The organism is Priestia megaterium, assembly GCF_046599315.1.
In the GTDB taxonomy this organism is placed as follows: domain Bacteria; phylum Bacillota; class Bacilli; order Bacillales; family Bacillaceae_H; genus Priestia; species Priestia megaterium_F.
Genome location: NZ_JBKIKC010000018.1, coordinates 32,592 through 57,172, shown reverse-complemented (window position 1 = coordinate 57,172; position 24,581 = coordinate 32,592). Strand labels below are relative to the sequence as shown.

The window sequence follows — 24,581 nt, the reverse complement described above, 5'->3', positions numbered from 1 at the left end:
TGCCTCCATAAAAAAACATTTCCTACATTATGTTATCAAATTCTAAGTAACGTTGCTATAACTATTCCAGGGGAAGATTGGAAACATTAGAAAAAGCCAAGGCTTTCTTAAAAAGCGCTTGGCTGATTGTTTATCTAATTCAGGCTCATACTGATGAACTCATCAATTCACTTTTTGAATTCGTCCTTCAATGTGAGTATTCATTGGTTTATTGGCTTTTTTTACATAGTTTACAAGAGCATCTAGATCGTTAACCCCTGGTTCTTTATTTTTCATTTCTAAAAATTTAGTAAAACCGTCTCCACCTTCGGAAAGAAATGAATTTGTTGTAACTGTGTACACCTGGGTATCAACTATTGGTTCACCGCTTGCAAGTGTCATGTTTTGAACCTTCTGCCCGTTTACGTTGTTTTGATCCCATGTATACTTCATACCGGAAATTTGAAGCATATACGTTTGTCCTTGTTGCCATTGTTGGTTAAGAACATCCCTAATATCTTTTCCTGTCATTCTCATATTTACAAGTTGGTTACCAAATGGTTGAATACTGTATAGTTCACCCCAGGTAATTTCACCGCTGTTTAAGTCGTTTCGAATTCCCCCTGAATTTGTTAAAGCGATTTGTGTATTCATTTCTGTACGCTGAGCATCTGCAATTAAGTTGCCAAGAGAAGATTCTCCTGATTCATTTTGTGTACGAGTCATTTCATTTGCTGCTTGGCCGACTATTTCATTTATAAGTGGAGCTACTTTCTTTTCATTTTGTTCTATTAATTTTTTTATCTGTGGATCTGGCTTAATTCCATGATGATACGTTTTGACGACTTCTGCTTTCTTTTCTGCAATATCTTTTGTTTTACGGTCAATTTTAATATCCACATCTGCAAATGCTTTACCATATGAATAAGCTTCGACAAGAAGTTTACCGTCAACAACGCCATTCATATACTCATGATTATGAGCACCAAACATTACATCTACCTCATCATCTACATTTTCTGCAATTTGAGCAAGTTTTCCCTCTGTTACACCATCTTTATTTGTTGTACCATCCACGTGATTAAGAACAACAATAGCTTTTACGCCTTTTTTCTTTAATTCTTTTACATATTTGTTAATTGAAGCTGCTTCATCTAAGAAACGAACAGATGAAACTCCTGAGGGCAAAACAGCTCTTGGAGTTTCTGTTGTTACTACTCCAATAAATCCGATTGGCACTCCTTTGACCTTTTTAATGACATAAGGAGGCAAGATAGGCTGATTGTTTTCTTTATTAACAACGTTAGCACAAATGTAGGGGAAGTTTGCGCCCTCAAAATCTCCTGTTTTAGGGTGATATCCACCGTAAATCATTCGTTTTAATTCATCTACACCTTCGTCAAATTCATGATTTCCTAATGTACCTACGTCAAATCCAAGCTTATTAAACATTGTAATTACTGGTTCGTCCTGTAAAAGAGCAGATATAGGAGGACTACCTCCGACTGAGTCACCGACATTAACAATAAGAGTATTGGAATTTTGCTTTTCGCGTTGATGTAAATAGGCAGCTAAGTAATCAGCTCTTCCAACTTCTTTTCCATCCATCACAGATGTTGTTGTTAATTGACCATGGAAATCATTAATACCTAGCAGTTGTACATCAAGATAGTGATTACCTGGATTATACTTATTAGCAGGTGCAGCAGTGACAGTTGAAACCGTTAATGTACTTATAAGGACAAATAGTGGAATTACCTTTTTCAACATTTCTTTTGTTCTCCTCCTCAATTAGTGATTGAATATTCAGACATAAAACGGCGTACTAAAATAGATATAATGACTTTATATCGTAGATGGTAAATTTTTAGAATAAATTATGTAATCGCTTCCTATTTTAGACGTCTGACGTCTGATATCTAAAATATTAATCTAAAAAGAATGAAAAGTCTACAATAAAATGAATCTATTTTTTTAGTCAATTGTGATTTAATTTAGCGAAGATGCAATATAAGTGAGAGCAATAATCAGAAAAAGGAATGATAATCCATTGAATAAAGAACAAACGTTCTTTATTCAATGGATTATGGGCAGCTACCAAACAGAGTCATTATTTGCATCGACATGAAGAGTTTTTTTGCTTCGGTTTCATCTGTCATACGGGGGTTAGATCCGTTGAAAACAAAGCTTGCGGTCGTAGGAGATATCAAACGGTCGGGGTCAGCTGTGTTAGCTGCCACACCCTTATTAAAGAAAGAAGGGATTAAAACAGGAAGTCGTCTTTTCGACATTCCTAAAAGGAAAGATATCCATGTCGTGAATCCATCCATGGAGAGATATATCAAGGCTTCGAACTATATTTCTAGTTTGGTATTACAGTACGTGGCTCCTGAGGATTTTCATACGTATAGCATTGATGAGTTGTTTATTGATGCGACAGCTTCTTTGCATTTATTCGCTAAAACACCAGAAGAATTAGCTCATAAAATCATCAACGAGATTTATTGCAAGACACGGCTGACAGCTACCGCAGGCATCGGTCCGAATCTCTTACTGGCGAAGGTGAGCTTAGATCATGAGACCAAGAATAGCCAAACAGGGGTTGCGTATTGGCGATATGAGGATATTCTCTTTAAGTTGTGGGCCATTCATCCAATGAAAGATTTCTGGGGATCTCGTCTGCTACGGAAAGACGCTTACATCGGTTAGACATTCACACCATCAAAGAACTTGCTCTTTCTTCAAAGGAGATGTTACAAAAAGAATTTGGCATCATGGGACAGGAACTTCACCAACATGCGAATGGGATTGATTTTAGTCGTATTTCCGATGTGTACATCCCTAGTTCCCGTTCCTTTGGGAAAAGTCAGGTTCTCCTTCGGGATTATACAAGCCGAAAAGAAGTGGAGTTATTGCTGTTGGAACTCTTGGACGATGTGTGCTTTCGCTTACAGGTGCATCAAGTGGTGGCGCAAACTGTTCATTTATCCATTGGCTACAGCAAACAAACAGGTGAAGGCTTCATAAGACAAAAGAAAATGGGGAGGGCTTCGAACTTAAGCCAAAATATTTTTCCTTATTGTTTAACTATTTTACACACCTATGATAGTGGAATGCCGATTCGATCCATTGGGATTTCATTATCAAATACCAGCATTCAAGAAGAGGAGCAAATGAGCTTATTTGAGGATATGGATCAGCGTGAAAGAGCCTATGCTCTTGCCAAAACAATTGATGAAATTCGTATGCGTTATGGGGAAAATAGTGTACTACGGGCTTCAAGCTATCTAGATCACTCAACAGCTCGTTATCGAAACGGCCTTATTGGTGGCCACAAAGCATAAAGGAGGAATAGTATATGCCAAACAGGGGAATGAAAAAATGGCGCCCATTTGCCAGTATGCCAGAGCAATACATAGAATTACAGGAAGTCATAAACAAGCAACTAGAAGTACCTCAACCTCTTTTAACAGACGAGTAAATGGAACAAATCAATTTCACATTTATTAAAGCCTTACATACAAATAAACAAATATACCTTACATATTATAAGAACGGGCAACGTATAACCCAAACAGGATTCCTACAATTTGTTGATTCCCTGGGGAATTTGTTTGTTTTTATCGATAAAGTATTTGAATTAAAGAACAAAATGAAGTTAAGTGAACTAATTGATGTTCGTTTTGTTTAACTGTTCAAGTAAGCCTGTAAAAAAACCTAAGCAGTATAGATAAAAAAGAAGTTACCAAAAGGTGACTTCTTTTTTAATTTATCATTATTTTCATCCTTTTTATAACTTTGGGCATATGGTTTACAATGTTGCTGTCACTGATCCGCATCACTTTATATGCTTGTTTTCTCAAATAAACATCTTTCTTCCGATCGCTTCTTTTCTTAAACTACTTCATGCTTCCGTAACGCATCTAACTGCAAGGAAAGCCATTGATCTTGCGTCCTGACTCTTGCATAACCAAAATTCATAAAAGTTATCCTATTTTTCAAAGAGAATTATTTACTTTTGATGCATTAACTAAAAACAAACGTTTTTTTTGGTAAAGTAATTAAAAAATTGATGTTAATTTTTCTCGTTTCTAAAATGTAAAGGTTTGTTATTATAACGGTATCAAGAAGATATGTTGTACCTCTTTAATTGTTAAAATGTAATGTCTGCCAAAATTATTGAGGATAAAGAAAGCACTAAATAGAGCTGAAGCCTATGTTGGTGCTGACGGTTTATTTATCCCAAGCCAACCAATATAGGCATTATGTTGAATTCGTCTAATATCGAGAGTGTTGACTGAGAAAATGCTGGTGGAAGCCAGATAAGCAATGGATCACATTCTTATTTCCAAGTACAAAATATCTTAGCAAATCATTTCACATTTAGGAGGAAGAGTAAAGGTTATGATTAATGCTCAAAAGACAATAGATACATTTTATAAAATGCTCATAGAGAAAAACTCAAACTATGAAGGTACTTTTTATGTAGGGGTTAAAACGACAGGCGTTTTTTGTAGACCAACTTGCCCTGCAAAAAAACCTAAAAAAGAAAACTGTGAGTTTTTTAAAACAGCAAAAGAAGCTACATTGGCTTCATACAGACCTTGTAAAAGATGTCAGCCATTAAACACACCCAGTTCTTTATCCCCTGAAGTAAAAAAATTAGTTGTGGCTATAGAGGAAAACCCTCAAAAAAAATGGACCGATAAAGATTTTAACGACTTATCTATTAGTGCGAACACAGCAAGAAGACAATTTAAAAAACAATTTGGGATGACTTTCATTGAATATGCCCGATCCCGCCGTCTTGGTATGGCTTTTAATCATATTCGCAATGGTAAACCTTTAATTTACACTCAACTTGATAGTGGTTTTGAATCCAGTAATGGATTTCGTGACGCCTTTACACGCATAATGGGGGCCGTTCCAAAGAGAAATAAAGAAATAAAACTTTTAACGGCAAAATGGTTTGAAACAAAATTAGGTTCGATGATTGCGATAGCAGATGACACTGCTCTATATCTTTTAGAATTCGTTGATAGAAAGGGATTGGAAAGAGAAATTGAGAATATGCGGACAAAACTTTCTGTAGCCATCATTCCTGGAACAAATCAAATTCTCGAGCATCTTGAAAATGAACTCCAAGAATATTTTGAAGGTAAACGCTTTTCTTTTCAAACACCCATTACAGATGGAATAGGATCAAGCTTCCAAAAAGAAGTTTGGCGGATACTGAGAGGAATACGTCCGGGAAGTACAATCAGTTACAAAGATTTAGCAATACAAATAGGAAATCCTAAAGCTTATCGTGCTGTCGCTCGAGCAAATGGAGCAAATCAAATTTCTCTTCTTATTCCTTGTCATAGAGTTATCAATTCAAATGGAAATCTTGGCGGATATGGTGGGGGCATTCAAAGAAAGTCTTGGCTGCTTGAGTTAGAGGGAAAATATAACAATAGTTTTTAAAGGGAGACAGAAAGTACATGGGAGCTAAATACTTACTGTCAGAAGTACAGCGAACAGAGCTGATGGATTTATCTATACATTTAGCCTAGTTATCTAAAAAGGAGCCACTATTGGCTCCTTTTCCTTTTTAATGAAATTCTACATCAATTTTTTTCGTGTTATCTTTTGCTAGTTTAGGCATTCTAACTTCTAGAACACCATTTTTGTAGGATGATGCATATGTTCTTGTTTTACCTCATTTGTTCGAGTAGTGGATCCACTAATACTTAGTATAGCTTTCACCTGCTATTTATAAAGGGTAGAAGATTTTTCTATGTGAATCATTCATCATTATTAAGATTAAACATTGCGCTATTATCTATATTGTTTAGAATGGTTTTATTATCTAATTCATTAGGTGTAGTTTCGGATATTTCGTAACCTCTTTCTCCAATTCGAGAATTACCATTCTTACTTGGTATTTTCTCTTTTTCATGAGCTTGATCTGACATAACAGTCACCTCCTACATATATTATTTGAATTGAGATATAAGAAGAAGTATGAGGAAAGGTAAAGAAGTGAAAACCAGTGCTAAAATGAATGTTCAGTTAGTTCTATTTACTAAAAGGGACCACCCCTTATGAATGTTCCTAATTGTTGGATTTAACAATTCCCTACATGTTGAGTTACCGATGCCCCAACACTTCCACCATGGTTTGCATAATTATGTGCATCTGCTAATGATTGGGCTTCTGTTCTAGTTGCATAACATCTAGACCTCCAATGTGGTGCACAAGAAGTACAATATGCTACAAATGAAGTTAATACTCTAGGTTCAACTACAGTTGATTGTTCAATTTGTTCATTTGAATTATTTATTTCCATGCTAATACACCTCCCAATTATATTGTGTGACTTTATGCAAATAAAATAACAGGTAGTATGTGTGAATCACTAACATTCTGTAAAGTTGATATAAAGCTTTCTCTATTATCGCAACCCATTAGTTCAGAACCATCTTAACAATTTTTAGCCCTAGTACCACCATTACAAGTCATAGTAAGACTCTTACATGTTCCAGATAGTATTTCTCGTCAAGCAAGTCATGTTGTTCTATTGTATACGTAACGACTAATTATTTATTCGTTTCTACACATCTGCATAACTCCAAGATAAACTTCTGATTATCTTTTAAATTTTTTTCTCATATTTTTAAATATTAATCCTTCTTAAAAGGTCCCTTTATTAAGAAGGTAACTTTTTTAGATTTCTACCGATGAGAGACATGATTTTAATTAAGGTTGAACAGATAAATACGGAGAAATACGGATTAAACTTACCTATATCATGTTGTGTTATTATTTACTCTAACAAGAAGAACGGATATTCTTTACAAGCTGTATAAATAAGGAGGTTTTAGTGAGTACTGCCTCTCATAAAATGTTTTTTTTATCCTATACTAAATAGGCACGAACTTTTAAAAGGGGCGTTAGGTAAATGGCAAAACGTACAAAAAAGAACGATGCTGATCAAAAAAATAAAAAAGGTTTTGATTCAGCAGTAATTAATTCTGAGTTCAGCCATGAATTCGGAAGTGCTGCAGCAAATAAAATCCATAAGGATAAAGCCAAGAAAGAAAGAGCTTCTAAAAATAGTGGACAGTGTAGAGGCGGTCTATAAAATAAAATTCCAATCAAGAGGAGGCATTAGCCTTCTCTTTCTTAGTTTAATCTTGCTCTAATACGTGAGATATCAACTTACAATACTGTTACCACTCACTCTTAATACTTTATATCCCTGTTTTCTCAAATAGGCATTTGGATTAACAGCATAAAGTAGCAATCCTTTAGGAATTCCGTTAGTTTTTAATTTAAATTTTATTTGCATTAGAAAACAATATTCAGATACCAAAAATATTCAATTTCATAGATGTTGACTTCTGCGAAATTATGAAGTAAGATAGTTTTTGTAGCTAGCAAAACCAAAATGAATCACTTAATTGCTAGCAACATTTTCACACGCGGGTGTGGCGGAATTGGCAGACGCGCTAGACTTAGGATCTAGTGTCTTATGACGTGGGGGTTCAAGTCCCTTCACCCGCACCATTTCATTAAGTAATACGCGGAAGTAGTTCAGTGGTAGAACACCACCTTGCCAAGGTGGGGGTCGCGAGTTCGAACCTCGTCTTCCGTTCCATAATTATTGGCGGCATAGCCAAGTGGTAAGGCCAAGGTCTGCAAAACCTTTATCACCGGTTCAAATCCGGTTGCCGCCTCCACATTCTAATAGAGAACTTAGAAAGGACCTTTAGCTCAGCTGGTTAGAGCAGATGGCTCATAACCGTCCGGTCGTAGGTTCGAGTCCTACAAGGTCCACCATTGAACCTGAAATACGGAGGAATACCCAAGTCTGGCTGAAGGGATCGGTCTTGAAAACCGACAGGGGTGTCAAAGCCCGCGGGGGTTCGAATCCCTCTTCCTCTTCCATTATATCTTTATTATTATCGCGGAGTGGAGCAGTCTGGTAGCTCGTCGGGCTCATAACCCGAAGCTCGCAGGTTCAAATCCTGTCCCCGCAACCATTTTTATTGGGCTATAGCCAAGTGGTAAGGCAACGGACTTTGACTCCGTCATTCGTTGGTTCGAATCCAGCTAGCCCAGTCATTCATGCTAACTAAGAAAGAAGCTCTACCATTTTTAAGTGGTAGAGCTTTTTTGTATAGATTTCATTTTACTCTTTATACAATTTGCAACATACGATTCATTATGATATTGCCCCTGATCCTTATTAACTTCTACTTTGTTAATCGAGCATATTTTTATCTCTTGTTCATTTCATGAAAAAGATAAGCCATTAGACCAACCCCTAACATATAAAAACTCAGCTCCTCTTACATCCCCATCTACTGATCCTCTACTGCAGTAAGGGGTCTTTTTTATTTTTTGAGTGGACAGGCAAGCTTACTTCAGTAGCTACATAGTATCTAAAGAATGCCGCCTCCGTTACCTAATCCGTATCTAGTTCAGTATCGCTACCGCGTTAATACAAGCTGTATACGCTTAGTGAAGCCCTTCATAGAACCTGTAAGGGAGCTGAGCCGAAGAGGCGAAGGGGGCGACCGGATGCGTTGAGCTGAAATAATAGGTGCATAAAAGGCAAAAAAATAAAAAGAATGAAGGCAGGTATCAGCATGAGAAAAGCACAAAAGTTTCATTTTCGAAAAATCTTTTCTCCACCTCTCAAACCATGTCTCACGAGACGTCGTCCCTTCAGGGCTTATTCCTTTGTTCCGTTTAGTCCACTAGCTATGCTTGACCCCACTATTCTGACCATAGGAAGCATCGTCTTAGGAATTGCCATCATCGAACGGGTATTAGAGCGATGGGGTGTAATCGATCTTGTTGATCAGTTCGCAAAGGTAATGCGCTTTATCTTGCCTGTTACCTTCTATAGCACCTTGATTTACTTTTTTGCGACCTTTATGTTTTGAGGAGGAATGTTGATGTTTGAAAAACTAAAGCTGCGTGGCCAATTGATTAAAGCGTTTCGTACGGCAGAGATTTACCGAGTGGTGAAACGTGGAGACCGCACCTCCTATCTGTTTCCAAAAATTCATCAAATCGATAACCATCATACGTACACTCGGTACGCCTTTTCCTTACTAAATGGGATCGATCCTGAGCTTTTAACGAAAAAAAGGTGGGCCTTACGACAAGTATTAGGCAGCAACATCGAAATAAACGGCAGTTTGAAAAATTTTAGTATCACCGTTCATCATAAAAGCTTACCTAAGATGCTTGAATACAAGTATGAAGCGATTCATCCTTATATCGAGAAAATGGAGCTTCCCGTATGCATTGGTCAAGATATCTATTGAAACCCCGTTTCATGGGATTTTGCGGATTTGGAAACCTTACTGATATCGGGTGAAATTGGAGCCGGAAAAAGCAGTTTAATGCGTGTAATTCTGACTACATGGGTGAAGTATGCCTCTCCTGAAGACTTGCGTTTAATCTTAGTCGATCTGAAACGAGCTGATTTAGGCCTGTTTCATGGAATTAAGCATGTGGATGCGCTTTGTTTTGAAGCCAAAGATATGAAAAAACCTTTTGCGTTGTTACGAGCTGAAATGTATCGAAGAGGCGATTTACTGTTAGAGCATGGTGTGACTCATATCAGCAGGCTTCCCTTTAAATTACCTCGTATTGTCGTGGTGGTTGATGAAATGAGCATCATCAAGCGAGAAACGGATCTCGTAGAGATGATTCAACAGTTCGCAAGTCAAGGTCGTGCGCTAGGCGTTCATACGGTTATTGCGATGCAACGTCCGGATGCGGATTTATTAAACTCTGCGTTAAAAGCGAACCTACGGATAAGGATATCTGGGAGGCAAGCAGATGCGACAAATGCAAAAGTTGCCGGAGTCATTGGAGCAGAAGAAATTGATGTAGCAGCTAGAGGTTGTGCTCCAGTTAATCTTTGGTTTATTAGAGAAGGAGGAACAGTGATGAGCTTTCGGTTATCTCAGCGTGATAAAGACATCATTGGGTTTATCAATCGGTTTCGGGCTGTGGATCGCGACTCATTAGTGGAACTGTTCTTTAAACAGCTCAAATCTCCTGTTAATACGTGTAATAGTGTGATGGTACGTTTATATCGTTTAGGGCTCATTGAGCGCACACAGCAGTATTCTCCGACAGTATACTTACCTGTGGATGCGAAGATCAAAAAGAGCTCTCAAAAAATATTACATTTCCTTTCGATCTTGGATGTCTATAAGCAGATGTGTTCGTATAGTATGCCTAAGAGTATCATTGTGGAGGATAAGCCCACTGGACGAAAAGGAGGCATTGAACCAGATCTCTTTTGTATCTTTAAAGGATCTCCCTTTTAGATTGAAATTCAACGAACTCAGTATTCAGAACAGAAAATGCAGGACAAGATTCATTTATATGAGGAGTTTTTCTTTGCAGATGAATGGAGGTCTTTACACTGGCAACCAGAAGGTCGACCGCCTATCTTCCCTTCGGTTATTCTGATTACGCCTGTTCGTTATGCGGTGTCTTCAGAGCATATTCGTCTTATACAGGTAGCAAGCATTCATGAGCTTATGGAGAAATATAAGAGTTCTGGTAAACATCAAAGAGATGGAAAACCAAGAACATCAGCTTCTTCTGGTGGAATTAAAATTAACTTAACATAGAGTGCTAGAACAGTGTTTGTAATCACACCAAAATGGTCTACCTCAGAAGAATGAAAGGAAGCCCATTTAGATAAAATCGCTAGGCTTAGATAAAGTCGAATAAATCCAAGCGTCTGCAGGAGATAAAACTGTCATACGCGAAGAAGGCGATGTATTTGCGGACTGGTATTGAGAAGGATTAATTCGTATAATAAAAGGGAATCAGTAGCAATATCATGGCGACCGAGGAGGTGAGCGAATATGAGTCTACGAGAAGAACTACTGGCACAGGAATATGACGAAAGAACAAAGCCGAGAGGATTCGTATACTTCACGGACGCTGATGGCCAAGTTGTCGCTAAGACTTGCCGTAAATGCTGCGAATTAAAACACTCAAAGAACTATCATTATAAAAGCGAGGGATTCGGTCAACTTGGACCATACTGCAGAGTTTGCGTTTCTGTTCGCGACCGGGATTATTACGTTAAAAATAGAGAGCGAGTAAAACAAGTTAAAAACGCTTATTACCATAGGAAAAGGTCTGAGCAACTTTCTTTTAATTTATTCGGCGATAACAAGTAATATCACGGCGGCTAGTGAGGTCGCTTTTTTGTTTACATACTGATAAATCGAAAAAAATATCCATAAAAAGTGTTTATGACATGCCTCAAGGGTGCCAGGATGTAACAGGTAGGGATTCGGAGGAAGCTACGCAGGAGGCCTCCGTAAAAGCAGACGTTTTGAAGCATTACGAAGATAAGATTAATTCATTGATTAAATACATAAAAAAGCAAGATGAGCGATTTGATAAGCAGGAACATTTTAACCGAGAATTAAAAACAGGCTTTTAAGCTATTACTAAAGCCTGTTTTTATATACTTGGAGAAACAAAGCCTCTAAAGGAATAAAAAAGAATTGTAATAAGCATATTTAAATATCCCAGAAATCTTCGCTCTTAATATTAGGATCGATCCGTCTTAATGCTTGTAATATCTTTTTCATTGTTCTTTGTGTAGGCAACCTTTCGGAGTTGTTTACTAAATCACCAATCGTACTTCTACCTAATCCTGACTTTCTTACAAGCCATTCTTGATTAATGTTTCTTTTATCAATCCATTTACCAAGTCTAGTTCGCCTTTTTCCTAACCCGAACATGATAGATACCCCTTTACTTGTTATTACTCTAGTTATGTCCAAATTTCACTAAAAATAAAACGTTAAAAATGAGTCATAGTGGACAAGTCGGTACCATATCCTTTATTAAGACATCAAAATAAAACATAATAAGGAAAATAAGCAGAGACCATTAAAGTTTTTTAGAATAATGTCGATATTTTTGTCATAATCATATAGCATGAATACAGTTAAGACCGCCTTATACACTAATACATAATGGGCGGTCTTTGTTGTGAATATTCATAGATATATATAATTATCATAAAAAAAGGCACGCATTATAAAAATGCGTACACACTAACAAAGAATCTGGAATATTAGATAATAGGGATATTACCTATGAAGAAAAAACCTATGAAAAAGGATTGCACCATTATTTTATCAAAGGAATACTTGCCATTGAATATGGCGATAACATCAATTTATTGGATGCAAATGGTACATATTGAGGAAATTAGTTACAATTAATATTATTTATTGAATAGTAAACCAGAATTTTAAAATGAATGTCCATATAATCAATAAGCCTATTCTTATAGAAACCAAGTTTTTTTAGAATAAAAGATTATACACTTTGGGTGTAACGTTTTATTATTTGGAGAAAATTTTTGCAGGATTCTTTTTTTATTGGTTGTTACTTGCTATCTTGTAATGTTTAACAAACAACTCATCCATTAAGAGTCCCGTAGGCCTCACAAAATTAATGACCTTTTATGTTTTTCCAGGGGTTGGTCGTGTCTTTGTAACGCAACCTTTGGACGTAGCTACACCAATTAACCTTCCAATTTAAATCCTTCTTAAAATAATCTAATTTTATCTGCATTCCCTGCTTGATTAAAAGATTTAATCGTTTTGATATCCCCATTTTTAAATACAATAATCTTTTCATTTTCATGAATGGACACTTCTTTGATTTCTTTTTCATTGTCATCTTCAGGTTCTTCGATTGAATGAACGAGACAATGGACGGCTTGATCTAACTTTCTATCAGCCGTATTTAAAAAGGATACATTCAGGCCTAAATTTGCAAGAAACCCTCGATGCTTTTCCAATTCATCAGACGCCTTTTGAATATATTCAATCGCTTTTTGTTTATTGTTCATTTAGTAGTACTCCTACACCCTTATTTTTAATATTCATAGACAACCGGAAGCTGGTCCATTTTAATAATCTTAGCCACAACATAACGACGATAGCCGTCTTTTAAGACCTTAGATTCTTTATCAATCGTTAAGGGTTCATCTAGATAACCAGTACGCTTCACAAATCCAATAACTTTTTGTGTTTTTTCGGGGTTTGATCGTGTTTTTAGGAACTCTTCAGGCACCACAATTTTTCGAAACCCAATACATCCTGTGTCCCTTTTGGCTGAGTGGATAGCTGTTTCTTTTGTGGCACAACCTTTTTCCATGGAACAGGCGCTTCTTTCGCTTCTGACATTAACTTGAAGCTTTCTTAGATAATTTTGATTTTTTAACGTGGGATAAAATAAGGTGTAAATCTTTTATAATCTAAAGAAACTAAGCTTTTAGCAGCTGAGTCTCTTTAAATAAATACTAGCTTCTCTATTTACTTACCGAACAATCTAGAAATAAAGCCCTTCTTTTCATTTGTAATAGCTATTTGCTCTTTAATTGTCTTAAGTTCTGTAAGTACTTCCTTCAATTGTTCCTCCCTTTCATTTAATTCCTTTTGAAGCTCTTTTTCACGATCTTCATTTTTCTTCTGTTGTTCTACATAAGAATTTTTTATTTCAGAAAGTGTTTTTTCGTTATTCTCTTTTGAAGACTTATCTTGTAGTTGTAAAGTCTGTATCTGGCCAAGTGTGTTTTTCATGGTTATTTCCTGGCGTTCCAAGTACTGAGACATTATAGTTCTTATTCGTTCTTCTATCCGTTCCTCTTGTAGGAGTAAGTGTCTTGCAAGAAAATCCTCTATCCGTTCCTCTATTTTTTTACTTAGTCGTTCCTCTATTCGTTCCCCTAGACTGACAATTATTCGATTCTCTACGTTACCAAGTTCATGCCTCAATTCATGGATTACATCTTTTAAGATAAGATCGTGAACTTCTTGTTGGGCTTTATCACGATCATTGTCTCGTAAATAAGAAGATATTTCTTTAGTGTCTCTATCTATGGGAGCATAGTCATTTGCAATTATTTCTGCTACTTGAGACTTTGTAATATTTGGTTGACTTAAAAGGGATTGAAATTTACGTAATGCAATTACATCGTGTTCCGTGAACGCCCGATTATCGCGATTTTTTCCATCCTTGACCTTTAGAAATTTGTATCCATTTTTTTCTAGTTCTAAGCACCATTTTCTTAGATAACTATCACTAATCCCTAATGATTCAGCAACTTCCCTTGTCCAATATGCTTTTGGTATTTTGTCACTAATCCCGTTCCACTGTTCTTCATTCATAATTAGTTTCCTCTCCTTTTTTGCTAAAATAATATAGCCTTTATGAAAACACTTATTATGTTCTTTAAACGTTATGCACTGAATATTATTTTGACCATCGATGAATATTCAAATATGTAAAAACCTTTGTTAAAAGAAAGAACGATTCCTGTTCTTCCGTTCCATTGTATAGATATGAAATAAAACACAAGAGAAAAAGGCGTTCCAATTCCATGGATCCTATCTATATGTCCAAATTTAGAAAAGTTGGAACTCCAATATGGAACTATTCCCGTTCCACTGTTCTGTTGACAGCTTTCTAATACAACGGATCAAAAACGTAGCTAACTCTACTATATCTTTTATATTATAAATTAAATTTTATATTAAAAATACATTTTGATAAATCATTTTATGTAATTCGACTAACTCTTTTGGCTCTATTAACTTATATAATTTCCCTGTATTTCTTATAATCTAGAAAGCATTTTATATTTTAAGTAAAAGGAGCATACTTAAAAAGTTAAATTTTTATCGTGAAATTATTTTCCTAGCTTGAATACACTACGATAGAAAGAAATTGTAGAGAGATTTAAAATTAAAGTAATATTAAAGCGTTCCAAATTAAACACTTACTATTTGTATATCTTTTTATTATTAAATTTACAACATTATTATAAAGGAACAACATCCGTTCCATTGATCCACTTTAAAAATTAAATGCAGTATATAAAGGAAAAAAGTGTTCTTATTTAGTAAAAACCAACTCTATATATCAAGGTTTAGAGATTTTTTAATTTTTATTATGGAACGGTTCCCGTTCTGTCGTTCTTATAAAGTTATAACTCATTAGAACACGAGAATACTGCGTTCTAATGAGTTTGCCTAATATGCATAGTTTATCTAATTGATTTAGTAATTTATTTACCATATATATTTATTTATATAGTAGATACTTTTTATTTTCCTAAGAGGATTCATCGTTAGCCAAAGGAATAACGAGCTCTAAAGTACTATCCTTTCTTTCTTCGATAAAAGAGAACCTATTGTATAAAAATATTTTTCATGTTCTCTTAACGTTCTAAGCTGGTAATCATTTTTATAAGTGATGAGTTATCTAAATATACCCAACCATTGATTTATAGGCAAGAACGGTTCCCATTCTAGTAATCCATTTATCAGATCAAGTGCGATATTCAAAAGAGAGAAGCGTTCCTTTTTAACTGAAATCTATTCCTATATATTAAAGCTAAGATAAGTTGTAATTTAAATATGGAACGATCCCCGTTCTACCACTCTTATAAATTTTGAACAAATAAGGACGCGATAATATTGCGTTCCAATGAACTTATATAAACAATTATAAAGTTAACAAGTTCTCCTTTAGTTGAACTTGTTAACTTTATAATAATAAACATATAAGAAAAGAATTATTCTAGTTTAACTTAAGGTTAACTAAGTAATTGAATTCAACTGATATAAGAATTTACTTGGATTTCTTAGTATTAAATAAAGAAAAAATTTAAAGCTTCATATTAGACAGCCTCTAAATAAGTAAAAAAACAGATTTTTTGATCTGTTTTTTAAAATTCGCTTATCAAAGAGTTTAGGCGTGTATTATAATAGGAACTCCGTGTTTCTATTCTGTGTATTTTATCCCTTTAAGTCTCATAAACAATGTTAAGGGGAGGGACCATATAAGCTCCACCTAAAGTTCCAATATAATTAAGTATTTTCTTAAAAAAAGTGTTTATATAATAATTACCTATATTCTATAAGATCTACCTATCTATTTAATAGTAGCTTAAGAATTTTAGTTTGTAACTTAACTAACCCCAAAAGAATACTTGGGTCCTATTAAGACTAAGACAAATACTGACGCATCAATTAAGAAAGTAGAAATAGCTTTTTTCTTATTTTTCAAGTCAAGGTATGCTATTACTTTTTCTGAATTAATTGTTTATCTTTTCCTATTAAGACGTTATTTTTGATAATTATATACAACAGGAACTTTCTCCATTTTAACGGTTTTGGCCACAACGTAGCGACGATAGCCGTCTTTTAAGACCTTAGAGCCTTTCTCGATGGTTAATGGCTTATCTAAGTGTCCAGTACGCTTTACAAAATAAACGACCTTTTGCGTTTTTTCGGGGTTTGGTCGCGTCCTTAAAAATGCTTCGGGAACGATAATTTCATCACAGCTCACAACATCCTGTGTCCATTTTGGCTAAGTAGGTAGCTGCTTCTTTTGTGGCGCAGCCTTTTGCTCTTGTACAGGTGTTTTTTTGCTTCAAACTCTGCCGTTTCAGCCTCCTTTTTCTCTTCTTTTGCTATGGGTTGAGAGACAGGACCTTGAGTTTCTGCTCGTTTGGCAGATTCACTGCTCTTTTGTGCCTCAGAAAGCTCAGAAGCTTCTTGTTTTGCTTCTTTTTTATCTTTTGACTCATTCACTTCTTTATCGTTTTTATTTGGAAGAACGGTAATCTGAAAGCAGGTGTCACCCATTTCCCCCGGGCACTCGTCAATTGGAATATCTAATGTCGGTTCCCCTTAAATTAAGATTTTTTCATGCATAATACTCTTTTTTGTTAGACCGGTTTTATTAAAGGCTTTGTTCGCAACAAACACGGTATAGGAAATAAAGGTACTCTTCTTCAGGCCTTTAGGCGCAGAAGGTGACCCTTTTTCACGCATATCGAAGGCAACGTAGCGATCGTATTCTCGTAATGGTCCTGTCGCAGATCCTGTTAGGGTCATTTTATGGGGAATAGTAATCTCCTCCTACGTAGATGTATGGTTATTGTTTATTTAGAACATATATCTAAATAAACATAATCTATTAAAATATCAGCTTCTAAGGGATTTCTACATTTTTTGATTAAGAAACTGATCCTTTTATCTGGTCATGTTGGTGCAACAAAGCTTGTTCTTCTGGTGTTAAGGCTTGTCCTAGATCCTGTTTCAGCTGCGCCATTTCTAACGAACTATATGTAGTACTGTGCTCTTGGAGTAAGGTTTCTTCTTCTGGCGTTAGTTCTTGTCCTAAATCTTGCTTTAATTGGATCATTTCAAGCTGTTGATCCAGAGAAATAGCTGTTTCTTGTGTACACGCTTTTTGCTCCTGTTCAGCTTGTAACCAAGCAGGAACCAATTCCTTACGGATGATATGTTTAGGCGTAAATCGTGCCGCTGTTTCAGCTTTAGTATGTATGTCTGACTCAGATGATTGTTCTTCTTTATTCTCTTTTGATAGATTTGTAAATTGATTGTAGGCAATTTGATAAACAAGACGGCACATGTCATCCAGTGATAGGGTAGTACCCTTATGATTCGCCTCATGGACATATTTATCTAAGCCTACAATCGCTGTATAAGCAACTTCATGAACTTGTTCTTTCATAATCTCAATCTTTGTATCTCGTTTTACTGCTTTTGCCGCATTTTGAATACGCGCATAAAAGTCTTTTAGTTGATGACCATATTTACCTGCGTACACATGATTTACTTTTTTAGGCACACCTTTGATATACGCAAATGACTGTGAAGCAGATATTAAATGATTATTTAAATGATTTTTAGGTAAATCAAGGTTAATAAAGGGGGACGATGCTTTTTCGTCCTCCAAGCTTGGTGTATCAACGTTTTCAGCACGTTCTGGACTTGTCACAGGAGTTGTCACAGGAGTTGTCATTTCTTCTTGTTGAAGTGTTTGTACACCTGTTGTATCGTGTGCAAAAAAGATTTCATCACAAATTTGATCAAAGTTCTTATGGCTTTTAAGGATAAATACATAGCTATCAGGATGAGCACCTGTTGTATCTTCTTTGATATATCGTGCCACGATCATAAACGGTGTTTCCTTTAATGATTTTACAAAGCGAGAAACGGTACTTTGGGATACATCAAATTTTTGCATGAGTGTTTTTGAGTGAATCGCTTGAATGCCTGTGGCCACAAGGTTATAAATCACGTAATCTAACATTTCCATACGTTTTTTAGGGAATACTTTATGTAGGGCTACTTGTTGTTGTTTAAAGTATGTACGAAGTGTTTCTAAAAACGCTTCTTTCTTTTTACGAAGGGTTAGTTTTTCTTTCCATAACCATGTGAATCGTCCATTGAAGGTATTTACATCTTGTAAATAGCAGGTAAAAAGCTTTGTCATTTGTTCATCTTCTCCTTTAAGGAACAAAAAAAGACACTGTCTCCCTGGTAAAAGGAAAACAATGTCTTGAATTTGATGAACTAAGCCCTTGAAATAGATGTCAATTTCATATAAAATAAAATCATAAGTTTTATTTTGTACAAAACTAACTCTATTAACAAGAGACTTCGACAAGTGTTTTCCCTAGTCGTGATAGGGGGAACGGTTTAAGAGTGTTGAGAGCACTTCTTAAACGGTTGAAGTCTTTTTTCTATTCCGCACGTTTTTGTTAATTCAATTATAGCGTTAAGTAGTCTTATAATTCAATAAAAAATTAGCAAAATATATCAAAAGAAGTATTTTTAGCTACGAGTGATCCTATATTGTTGTAGGAATCACCTTTATCATATATGAGTTTTTTAGAGTAGGGGAGGGGAAAATGGTCCTATTGGAAAAGTAGGAGCCCCAAGTGGTGAGCTTACTTATGAGAAAATTAGTGCAGTTCCATTCTTTTTTTGTTTATATTTGAATCTATTACAAATGTCAGATATAGCGTCGCCAGGATATCTAATTTTGTTTTTAAGCATGTAATCTTGAATGTATTAATATGTGACTATCTCGAGTGAAATCATCCGGCCTTTCTATTCATCATCCCCATACTTCCTCATTACTTCTTTTAACATATCATTTAAGTTTTTATAGAAATTACACAACGTTCCATCATCTTACTGTTAACCTCAATTAAGTTTTTAAGACGTTCCTTCCAGCCAGATTGTTGACTGAAAATAGCTCATGTGTGAATCTGATTTCTTGGAAAATTGCTGTCATGAGTGATGAGGTTTCTTTGCTAACTTATCAATCTTTTTAACATCAATAGGATCAGCATCTCTTATTTGAAGTTCCATATTTGTTTGAAATTCTTAAAATACTGGTGCCCCTTAAAAAATAGAGAGAAGAGCATAAGGGGTTTTTGCCCCCACAGGCTGTGTGGGGTTAGGCAGAGCCTAACAAAATCTTGGGTACAAGGAAATGTTTGCAAGAACCCCCTCAGCGCACCCTCAAATTAAAGGACAGTCCCTTCACCGCACCTTCAGTGATCACAACATTTGTGCCAGCAACCCCTTCACCGACCCTTCATAATTGATAAATGCTCCCTCAAGGGTCACTTCATTTTGAAGTGTCTTTTGAAAAAAAACAAGACAGAAGCAAACGATCTTTTTTATTTCTTGCGCATGTTCATGCTCAGAACGGCCATTTCTTTTTACTTAAAATACAAGTGATTTACGCGTGCTTTTTTATCATTTATGCATCAATTTTTATTCTATAAATGATTACCGTTTTTAAAAAATACACGTTCACAAGATGTCGATATTTATTTTTTATATGTTCACATGAGTTAGAAAAAGATTTTATAAAAAAGAAAATGAAAAGCTATGGAAAAGCCGAGATAGAATCAAAAATTGTGATAAAAAAGATGCGATTCAATCTAATGATGAAAGCATTCAGTTCTATGAGGGTGACCAAAAAAGTCTACAAGAAAAGATCCAAAAGTTAAGTGAAAAGCAACAGGATTTTGCCATAAAGTAAAAAAACACATGTTAACAGTAGGTCAACATGTGTTTTTTTGAGGTTCACAGCAGGTTCACATGCTCAATTTTTATGTTCACAGTAGGTTCACGTGAAGGAGTTTACGTCAACAGTAGGTTCACACTTTAGAGGTTTTCGTGATATCACGGTTTTGCTAGGCTTTGCCTAGCCTATCACCCTATGTGATAGCAAAAACCCCTTATGCTCTTCTCTCTTTTGTAGTGGGAACCACAATTTATAGGAAGGGAACGAATATCATGAATCCGTTTTTACGAAATATAGATCTAATTGTTGTTAAAAAATAGTGAAATAGAAGAAACCTGCCCCAAAAATAATTATTGATTTTTAATAGATTGATTATGAGTGAGACTAATATTTTGTAGAAATTTCGGGTTCGAAAAGCGTTGATTTATTACAAATAATAAATTATCCTATTACTAGTAAAAAAAGGAAGGGTGGACGTGAAACAATGATTAATTAATCCTATTTTCTAAGAAAAAATTCGTTAAATAATACGATTGTTTTTTCTGAATAGGATTAGACTGTACTTTTACATACAAATCAAATTGATCATTGTATTCCTTTCTTTGGAAATGTCATGTCAATGTTGTTGTACTGTACTTCCTCCTGTTCAGAAAATACGCAGGAGGTTTTTTGTTTGGGAAAGAAATCACCCGTAAATCATTCAACCAACTTGTTTAGAAACCGTGTTTTTCAAGCTATTATTATTTCTGGGTTATTCCTGCAAATAGGGATATGGGTTAGAAATTTTGCTGTACTTCTTTTCATAATGGAAAAGACAAACGGCGACCCATTTGCGGTATCTTTAATTTCTGTAGCAGAATTCGCACCAATCTTTATTTTCTCTTTTATTGGCGGAACATTTGCAGATCGCTGGCGTCCGAAACGTACCATGGTATGGTGTGATATTTTAAGTGCAATATCTGTATTTGCTGTGCTTATCACACTTATGATTGGATCCTGGCACGTTGTTTTTTTCGCAACTTTAATTTCTGCAATCCTTTCCCAATTCTCTCAGCCTTCAGGGATGAAACTGTTTAAAATGCATTTACCGGAGGAGCAAATGCAGGTAGGGATGTCAGTCTATCAAACGGTCTTTGCGATATTCATGGTTCTAGGACCAATATTAGGGACATTTGCCTTTCAAACCTTTGGTATAAATCTCTCCATTGCCATCACAGGTACAGCCTTTTTACTATCAGCAGCAGCACTCACTTTTCTACCTTCCGATCGAAAGATGGAAGAAGAGAATGGAACTACTTCACTGCTAAGTGAAATGAAAAGTGGCATTAAGTATGTTTTAGGGAAGAAAGAGTTGAGTCTGTTAGGTCTATGCTTTTTAGCAGCTGGACTAGGAATAGGGTTTATTCAGCCTCTCTCCATTTTCCTTGTAACAGAGCAGTTGGGCTTAGCAAAAGAAAATCTCCAGTGGTTACTTACAGCTAATGGAATTGGCATGATCTTAGGCGGGGCAGTAGTGATGATTTTTGCCAAAACAGTAGCTCCGCAAAGGCTGCTGGCATTTGGAATGGTTGGTAATGCAATGGGGTTTGCCATAATGGGATTATCAGTAAACTTATGGCTGACGCTGGGAGCTCAGTTTCTAAATGGTCTCATGTTACCGTGTATTCAGATTGGCATCAATACGATGATCTTACAGAGAACGGAGGCTGCCTTTATTGGCAGGGTCAATGGAATTCTAAGTCCTCTTTTTACAGGAGCTATGGTATTGACGATGAGTGTAGCTGGTATTCTAAAAGAGCAGTTTTCATTGGTTGCTATATTTGAGGCAGCAGCAGTCTTGTTTATTATAGGTTTGCTTTTTATATTACCTCTATATAATTTAAAAGAGGAGACAAAGCAGGAAGGTATAAAATTAGGAGAGTAAAAAACTCATTATGAATCCTTATCTAAATACCCATAATGAAAAACAAAACGGTTTCGTTCTAAAAGTACAACTAAAGGAAATTAGAATGAAATACGGTATGTTTTAATTATCAAAGACGTGGTACACATATAGTACAGTATCAATATCACTTAGAATTGAATGCTGTGAAAGGTTAAATACTTAGCTTAATGAAGGGACTGGTTCGGTTTTGAAAGACGTAACAGCGACTTCAGCAAATGTATTATCCCAATTGACAAGTAGGTATTGTGATTTAACGAATGGTACTCTCGTTATGAACCGCTATACGTAACGAAAGGGCCTCACAAGGGCGAATGAACATGAGAATTATTTTGTTGTAAGAGAGGGGAGCCTGCATCATTTTTGATGCAGGCTCTTATTATGTTAATAATATAAAGTAAGGTACATAAGGGATGGAATCCCAATATTGTTTGTAGATACAAGTTCTACTTAATTTGCATAATTGTTGATATATGTAATGTTTTGTAGATAACTAAGTTGCTCCCACATATTGAATATTTATCCTAAATCAAGTACAATAAGTTGAATATAAGTTCAACTTAAAAGATGAGGTGTTTATAAATGAAAATTTCACGTTTTAATAAAGACTGCGGTAACTCTGTTGATATGAACATTATGGATGGATATCTATTTGATTTCCCAACGAATGTAGTTGAACTTCAAAAGGAAGCTGCAGACTCCTTTTTCACAGATGCTGTTACAGCTCCAGAAGAATTCAAAAAGCGTATTTTACTTTCTACAACCATTGAGGGAGAAGAGAAGGAGCGTTATTTCTTAGTAGGCGACATTGCAGCTAGTCAATTGCTGGCTAATAATCACATTAATAAATTACATAATAAAATTACAAGTCATATTCCATACATCACCTTTTTAGCTGCGATTGCGTATTACCATGCGTTACATGCAAAAAATAAAAAAGACAATACAATTGAAATTGACTATTTTTCTACTATGTTACCAATCTGGCTTCTTAAGAAAGAGAGCACATTTGGGGCGGCTCAAAAAGCCATGGCTAATCGCTTCTCAGGCGACCATACATTTACTGTTCATACGCCTGGTTTTGAAAATACTTTAAAGGTAGTAGTAGAAGAAAGTGCATGCTTAAAAGAGGGAGAAAGTGCACGTTTTGCGTTAAAAAAAGACTTAACACTTCAAGATCGCGAAGATGCAAATGAGTATGTAGAATGTGAAACGGTGATGGTGGATATAGGCGGTGGTTCCATTGATGTGGTTATTCTACCCGAAGGGTTGAAAGCAGCTAATAGTCGTGAATCGTTCCAAAGTATTGAGGGGATTCCTTATTTAGCGCATATTGATAAATTGCGTAAAGAGAAATTTTTAGAGTTATTCACAGACTTACGTGCCTTCGATCAATTTATTCTTGATAACTACAGCAAGCAAAAGTTTGTACTAAAAAATGAGAATACAGGTGAATCTATTGATTTAACAAGTACAATCAAATCTTCACTACGAGAATACGTGGAAATCTTATTGGCTAAATTAAATGATGTCGCACCACCACCGGCGAATAAACTACGTAAGTATGTATACTGCGGCGGGGTAGCTCCTACTTTGGAAGTAGCTATCATGAACAGTATGCGTGAAAAAATTGGAGAAGAACGTACCGAGAAGTATCATAAGGTTCCCCAAGATAGCCGCCATTTAAATTTATTTGGCTTAGAGATTCGTAGTATTGGTTACGTTCAAAAGAAGCAAGAAGCAGAGAAAAAAGCCGTTAAATCCTAACAACGTAGGTGATAGGGATGTCAGAGCGTCAAAATGCGTTTACCATTAAGACGAATCGATTGAGTGATGAAGTGTATAATAAACTAGCTACATATGCTAAATCGCGTAAGTTGGGGGATTATATTTCATCTTTAATTCTACGTGATCTAGATGGTTCATTTACTGAAAGAAAAGCAATTGAAGACAAAAAAACCTACGAAATGTTTGAACATATAAAGAATGAACTAGCTGATTTAAAAACATTGGCAAAAACAACAGATTTTGTAGGAAATGATTCCTTCAAGGAAGAAGAACCTTCAAAGGTTCCCCAATTGAAAGAAGGAAAGATTGCAGATTTAGAAAATATATCTGGCTCATTAGACGATGACGACTTAGAAGAATATAACGATTTTTAAACAGTAAAACCACTAGAACTCATCCTAGTGGTTTTTTCTGTTTTACATATCACTACACTTATAAGGTGGTGATTCATTCATCTTAGGTAGTTTGCTCAATTAAGATATAAACCATTCATATAAATATTTCTCTAGCTATTCAACATTTATGTAGCAACAGGCTTAAACCTGCTACTATTTTGGCGAGCTCCTTTTCAATTGGAAAATAGATTACTTTACTTATCATAGGATGTAGTACTTTCTTGTGTTGAAGAGAATAAATCCTTTAAGTCAATGTTTTCTATGTCAGTTACATAAGCTACAATCAAAAAAAATAAAAATAATCCAGTATATGATTTTTTTCAATCCTCCCAACTCCTTTACTAAAAACAGTATTATGAGAAACGCTCAGAATTGCAATAAATGGACATTTAACTGCAAAATAAAGGATATTTTTTTGGTAGCCTCTCAGTAACAACTTTTCAACACTTTTAAACCACAATCCCCTTAACTGTGTATAGTTAATTTATGATTGAGATTGTCCAATATAGATAATCCCAAAAGGTACATCTTTTTATACTATAGGAAAACTAATG

22 protein-coding genes, 7 tRNA genes and 2 pseudogenes are annotated in these 24,581 nt (G+C 35.4%); 21 read left to right on the top strand and 10 right to left on the bottom strand.

From position 1 onward, the window contains the following. Positions 1-162: 162 nt before the first annotated feature. Positions 163-1,749, bottom strand: a complete 1,587-nt coding sequence (locus tag ACLHDF_RS28050; protein WP_413921715.1) for a bifunctional metallophosphatase/5'-nucleotidase — start codon at positions 1,747-1,749, stop codon at positions 163-165. Between the two features lie 309 nt (positions 1,750-2,058). On the opposite strand from ACLHDF_RS28050, the pseudogene ACLHDF_RS28045 reads away from it, so the two are divergent. The 4 genes and pseudogenes from ACLHDF_RS28045 (at position 2,059) to ACLHDF_RS28030 (ending at position 5,445) form a co-directional block, all read left to right on the top strand. Then, a pseudogene (locus ACLHDF_RS28045) lies at positions 2,059-3,323 on the top strand (DNA polymerase thumb domain-containing protein). 14 nt (positions 3,324-3,337) lie between these two features. Then, positions 3,338-3,460, top strand: coding sequence for a hypothetical protein (locus ACLHDF_RS28040; RefSeq protein ID WP_413921714.1), 123 nt, complete (start codon positions 3,338-3,340; stop codon positions 3,458-3,460). Next, positions 3,461-3,670, top strand: coding sequence for a YolD-like family protein (locus ACLHDF_RS28035; RefSeq protein ID WP_413921713.1), 210 nt, complete (start codon positions 3,461-3,463; stop codon positions 3,668-3,670). Positions 3,671-4,383: 713 nt separating this feature from the next. Further along, the gene (locus ACLHDF_RS28030; protein ID WP_413921712.1) at positions 4,384-5,445 is read left to right on the top strand and encodes a bifunctional transcriptional activator/DNA repair enzyme AdaA; all 1,062 of its coding nucleotides are present in this window, start codon (positions 4,384-4,386) and stop codon (positions 5,443-5,445) included. Positions 5,446-5,765: 320 nt separating this feature from the next. On the opposite strand, the gene ACLHDF_RS28025 is transcribed toward ACLHDF_RS28030, so the two are convergent. Both ACLHDF_RS28025 and ACLHDF_RS28020 read right to left on the bottom strand, forming a co-directional pair. Then, a complete protein-coding gene (locus ACLHDF_RS28025; protein WP_413921711.1) occupies positions 5,766-5,936 on the bottom strand; it encodes a hypothetical protein in 171 nt (56 codons plus the stop codon). Positions 5,937-6,088: 152 nt separating this feature from the next. Continuing rightward, positions 6,089-6,310 (bottom strand): hypothetical protein, encoded by a 222-nt coding sequence (locus ACLHDF_RS28020; protein WP_251394324.1) that lies wholly within the window; start codon positions 6,308-6,310, stop codon positions 6,089-6,091. A gap of 612 nt (positions 6,311-6,922) precedes the next feature. Between ACLHDF_RS28020 and ACLHDF_RS28015 the strand changes: the two genes are divergently transcribed. The 14 genes and pseudogenes from ACLHDF_RS28015 (at position 6,923) to ACLHDF_RS27950 (ending at position 11,458) form a co-directional block, all read left to right on the top strand. Further along, positions 6,923-7,105 (top strand): hypothetical protein, encoded by a 183-nt coding sequence (locus ACLHDF_RS28015; RefSeq protein WP_129710658.1) that lies wholly within the window; start codon positions 6,923-6,925, stop codon positions 7,103-7,105. Positions 7,106-7,445: 340 nt separating this feature from the next. After that, positions 7,446-7,530 (top strand) — tRNA-Leu (locus ACLHDF_RS28010). Between the two features lie 16 nt (positions 7,531-7,546). Then, positions 7,547-7,621: transfer RNA gene (locus ACLHDF_RS28005), tRNA-Gly, on the top strand. A gap of 8 nt (positions 7,622-7,629) precedes the next feature. Beyond that, positions 7,630-7,703 (top strand) — tRNA-Cys (locus ACLHDF_RS28000). A 23-nt stretch (positions 7,704-7,726) separates the two neighbouring features. Continuing rightward, positions 7,727-7,803, top strand: a tRNA-Ile gene (locus tag ACLHDF_RS27995). Positions 7,804-7,818: 15 nt separating this feature from the next. Beyond that, a tRNA-Ser gene (locus ACLHDF_RS27990) sits at positions 7,819-7,911 on the top strand. Positions 7,912-7,929: 18 nt separating this feature from the next. After that, positions 7,930-8,006, top strand: a tRNA-Met gene (locus tag ACLHDF_RS27985). Between the two features lie 7 nt (positions 8,007-8,013). Then, positions 8,014-8,085: transfer RNA gene (locus ACLHDF_RS27980), tRNA-Gln, on the top strand. A gap of 530 nt (positions 8,086-8,615) precedes the next feature. Further along, entirely contained in the window at positions 8,616-8,915 is a 300-nt protein-coding gene (locus ACLHDF_RS27975) for a hypothetical protein (protein ID WP_413921710.1), read from the top strand. Between the two features lie 12 nt (positions 8,916-8,927). Beyond that, the gene (locus ACLHDF_RS27970) at positions 8,928-9,302 is read left to right on the top strand and encodes a hypothetical protein (RefSeq protein WP_413921709.1); all 375 of its coding nucleotides are present in this window, start codon (positions 8,928-8,930) and stop codon (positions 9,300-9,302) included. Positions 9,303-9,314: 12 nt separating this feature from the next. After that, a pseudogene (locus tag ACLHDF_RS27965) lies at positions 9,315-10,319 on the top strand (FtsK/SpoIIIE domain-containing protein); the annotation flags it as partial. 36 nt (positions 10,320-10,355) lie between these two features. Continuing rightward, the gene (locus ACLHDF_RS27960; RefSeq protein WP_413921708.1) at positions 10,356-10,628 is read left to right on the top strand and encodes a hypothetical protein; all 273 of its coding nucleotides are present in this window, start codon (positions 10,356-10,358) and stop codon (positions 10,626-10,628) included. A gap of 240 nt (positions 10,629-10,868) precedes the next feature. Then, the gene (locus ACLHDF_RS27955) at positions 10,869-11,189 is read left to right on the top strand and encodes a hypothetical protein (protein ID WP_413921707.1); all 321 of its coding nucleotides are present in this window, start codon (positions 10,869-10,871) and stop codon (positions 11,187-11,189) included. A gap of 80 nt (positions 11,190-11,269) precedes the next feature. Next, entirely contained in the window at positions 11,270-11,458 is a 189-nt protein-coding gene (locus ACLHDF_RS27950) for a hypothetical protein (RefSeq protein WP_413921706.1), read from the top strand. 79 nt (positions 11,459-11,537) lie between these two features. Here the strand turns inward: ACLHDF_RS27950 and ACLHDF_RS27945 are convergent, their stop codons facing one another. The 7 genes from ACLHDF_RS27945 to ACLHDF_RS27915 form a co-directional block, all read right to left on the bottom strand. Beyond that, positions 11,538-11,762, bottom strand: a complete 225-nt coding sequence (locus ACLHDF_RS27945) for a helix-turn-helix domain-containing protein (protein ID WP_095380539.1) — start codon at positions 11,760-11,762, stop codon at positions 11,538-11,540. A gap of 818 nt (positions 11,763-12,580) precedes the next feature. Then, positions 12,581-12,886 carry a hypothetical protein gene (locus tag ACLHDF_RS27940; RefSeq protein ID WP_413921705.1) on the bottom strand — a complete coding sequence of 102 codons (306 nt, stop codon included), beginning with the start codon at positions 12,884-12,886 and terminating at the stop codon, positions 12,581-12,583. A gap of 26 nt (positions 12,887-12,912) precedes the next feature. Beyond that, positions 12,913-13,194, bottom strand: coding sequence for a hypothetical protein (locus tag ACLHDF_RS27935; protein ID WP_413921704.1), 282 nt, complete (start codon positions 13,192-13,194; stop codon positions 12,913-12,915). A 158-nt stretch (positions 13,195-13,352) separates the two neighbouring features. Then, positions 13,353-14,207: a hypothetical protein gene (locus ACLHDF_RS27930; RefSeq protein ID WP_413921703.1), complete on the bottom strand. Its 855-nt coding sequence runs from the start codon at positions 14,205-14,207 to the stop codon at positions 13,353-13,355. A gap of 1,960 nt (positions 14,208-16,167) precedes the next feature. Continuing rightward, positions 16,168-16,392, bottom strand: a complete 225-nt coding sequence (locus ACLHDF_RS27925; RefSeq protein WP_413921702.1) for a hypothetical protein — start codon at positions 16,390-16,392, stop codon at positions 16,168-16,170. Continuing rightward, complete coding sequence (locus ACLHDF_RS27920) at positions 16,389-16,691, bottom strand: hypothetical protein (protein ID WP_413921701.1); 303 nt, start codon at positions 16,689-16,691, stop codon at positions 16,389-16,391. The genes ACLHDF_RS27925 and ACLHDF_RS27920 overlap by 4 nt, the downstream gene beginning before the upstream one ends. A 373-nt stretch (positions 16,692-17,064) precedes the next feature. Then, positions 17,065-18,351, bottom strand: a complete 1,287-nt coding sequence (locus ACLHDF_RS27915; RefSeq protein WP_413921700.1) for a replication protein — start codon at positions 18,349-18,351, stop codon at positions 17,065-17,067. Positions 18,352-20,611: 2,260 nt separating this feature from the next. On the opposite strand from ACLHDF_RS27915, the gene ACLHDF_RS27910 reads away from it, so the two are divergent. The 3 genes from ACLHDF_RS27910 to ACLHDF_RS27900 all read left to right on the top strand — a co-directional run bounded on the left by ACLHDF_RS27910 (position 20,612) and on the right by ACLHDF_RS27900 (position 24,006). Continuing rightward, positions 20,612-21,826 carry an MFS transporter gene (locus ACLHDF_RS27910; protein WP_413921740.1) on the top strand — a complete coding sequence of 405 codons (1,215 nt, stop codon included), beginning with the start codon at positions 20,612-20,614 and terminating at the stop codon, positions 21,824-21,826. Positions 21,827-22,426: 600 nt separating this feature from the next. Continuing rightward, positions 22,427-23,611 (top strand): hypothetical protein, encoded by a 1,185-nt coding sequence (locus tag ACLHDF_RS27905; RefSeq protein WP_413921699.1) that lies wholly within the window; start codon positions 22,427-22,429, stop codon positions 23,609-23,611. Positions 23,612-23,628: 17 nt separating this feature from the next. Further along, on the top strand, positions 23,629-24,006 hold the full coding sequence (locus ACLHDF_RS27900; protein ID WP_413921698.1) for a hypothetical protein: 378 nt from the start codon (positions 23,629-23,631) through the stop codon (positions 24,004-24,006). Positions 24,007-24,581: the final 575 nt, after the last annotated feature.